General features: G+C 63.5%; 2 protein-coding genes. Both read left to right on the top strand.

The window, feature by feature from the left end:
• Positions 1 to 1563: acetoacetate--CoA ligase (locus L9Z73_RS29020; protein WP_247408280.1), on the top strand; the 1563-nt coding region annotated here is incomplete at its 5' end.
• 138 nt (positions 1564 to 1701) lie between these two features.
• The coding region (locus L9Z73_RS29015) for a PAS domain-containing protein (RefSeq protein WP_247408277.1) at positions 1702 to 2502 on the top strand (801 nt) is incomplete at its 3' end.

The raw sequence follows: 2502 nt of genomic DNA, 5'->3' as shown, positions 1-2502 counted from the left end.
CGGGCGGCCGGGGTTGGGCTGGGCGACCGGGTCGCCGCGTGCATGCCCAACACCTGGCAAACCCTGGTAGGCATGCTCGCCACCAGCAGCCTGGGCGCGATCTGGTCGTGCTCATCACCAGACTTCGGCACCCAAGGCGTGATCGACCGTTTCGGCCAGATCGAACCCAAGGTGCTGATCACCTGCGCCGGTTACCGCTACGCCGGCAAGACCATCGACCAGAGCGCCAAGCTCAACGAGATCCTCGAACGCCTGCCGTCCCTGCAGCAACTGATCATCGTGCCGTATGCGCGGCCCCAGGCGCGGGTCGAGGACTATCGGAGCGCCGCCAACGTCGCGCTGTGGAGTGACTTCTACCAACCCGGCGGCGCACCTGAGTTTGTCGCGGTGCCGTTCGACCATCCGCTGTATATCCTCTATTCCAGCGGCACCACCGGCGTGCCCAAGTGCATCATCCACGGCACCGGCGGCGTGCTGCTCACCCACCTCAAGGAACACGGCCTGCACGCGGACCTGTCCCGTGAGGATTGCCTGTTCTACTACACCACCTGCGGCTGGATGATGTGGAACTGGCTGGTCTCGGTACTGGCGCTCGGCGCCACGGCGGTGCTGTACGACGGCTCGCCGTTTCACCCTGGCCCCGAGCGCTTGATCGACCTGATCGACGCGGAACGGATCAGCGTGTTCGGCACCAGCCCGAAGTACCTCGTCACCCTGGAAAAGGCCGGGCTACAGCCGCGCCGGAGCCATGACCTGAGCAGCCTCAAAGGGCTGATTTCGACTGGCTCGCCGCTGTCGCCCCAGAGCTACGACTACGTGTACCGCGAGATCAAGCGCGAGGTGTGCCTGTCCTCGATGTCCGGCGGCACCGATATCGTCTCCTGCTTCGTCATCGGCAACCCGGTGCTGCCGGTGCGCCGCGGTGAAATGCAGTGCAAGAGCCTGGCTATGGCCATCGAGGTGTGGGACGACCAAGGGCGGCCGCTGGTCGGTGAAAAGGGCGAACTGGTGTGTACCCGGCACTTCCCCGCCATGCCCATCGGCCTGTGGAACGACCCGCAGCAGAAAAAACTGCGCGCCTCCTATTTCAGCCAATTCCCCGGCGTCTGGGCCCAGGGCGATTACGCCGAGCAGCGGCCCAACGGCAGCCTGCTGATTCACGGGCGCTCCGATGCGGTGCTCAACCCTGGCGGTGTGCGGATCGGCACCGCCGAGATTTATCGGCAGGTGGAAAAAGTCCCGCAGGTGCTGGAAAGCCTGGCCATTGGTCAGCGCTGGCAGGACGATGTGCGCGTGGTGCTGTTCGTGCGGCTCAACGATGGCGTCGAGCTGGATGACGCCCTCGAACAGCAGATCCGCCAGGTGATCCGCGCCAACACCACGCCACGGCATGTGCCGGCGAAGATCCTCGCCGTCAGCGATATCCCGCGCACGATCAGCGGCAAGATCGTCGAACTGGCGGTGCGCAATGTGGTGCATGGCGAACCGGTGAAACACACCGACGCGCTGGCCAACCCGGAGGCCCTGGCACAGTTTCGCGACCGGCCTGAGCTGGCACTTTAAGGTGAAAGGTTTCAGCGCCAACGCACTCATTTGAAGACAAACCCCCAATGCATGCTATTTTCGGGGGTAGTCACCCATCGTTGTCCCACCGGATAATGGGTGTTGTCATTTTTCAAAGCGTTACGCTCAGGGCTTTTTATGAAGGAAACATCCACCGGTAGCGAAGCCGCCGCATTGATTGCGCGGCTGGACTGGGCCAAAAGCCCCCTCGGTGAGGCCAATGATTGGCCGCAAAGCCTGCGCACCTCCGTGGATATTGTCGTCCACTCGCCGATGCCAATGCTGCTGTTATGGGGCAGCGAACTCATCCAACTCTACAACGACGCCTTCGCCCTGCTGGCGGGCAACAAGCACCCTGACGCGATGGGCCAACCGGCGCACCAGACCTGGCCGGAATTGCACAGTTTCACCGCACCGGTCTATGACGCGGTTCTCAGCGGCCAGGTGCGTTCCTTCAGCGAGCAGCGCTTTGTCCTGCAGCGCAACCAGCGCGACACCGAGATCTGGCTTGACCTGACCTACAGCCCGATCCGCGATGAATCCGCCAGCGTGTCCGGCATCCTCGTCACCGCCATTGAAACCAACGAACGCCGCCAGTTCACCCAGGAACTGCAACAGCGCTCCGAAGCCAGCCTCAAAGCCCAGCAAAGCACCGAGCAACGCCTGCGCCACCTCAACGAAAACCTCGAAGAGCGTGTGGCCCAGCGCACCCTGGCACTGGCCGAGGCCAACCAGCGCCTGCAAAACGAAATGGTCGAACGCGAACGCGCCGAAGACGCCCTGCGCCATGCGCAGAAGATGGAAGCGGTGGGCCAGCTCACCGGCGGCATCGCCCATGACTTCAACAATATGCTCACCGGCATCATCGGCAGCCTGGACCTGATGCAACGCTACATCGCCGCCGGGCGCAGCGACGACATCGGCCGCTTTGCCGACGCC

The organism is Pseudomonas emilianonis, assembly GCF_023072625.1.
In the GTDB taxonomy this organism is placed as follows: Bacteria; Pseudomonadota; Gammaproteobacteria; order Pseudomonadales; family Pseudomonadaceae; genus Aquipseudomonas; species Aquipseudomonas paraveronii.
Note: the sequence above shows the minus strand (reverse complement) of the source record. Positions and strands in the feature narration are given on the sequence as shown.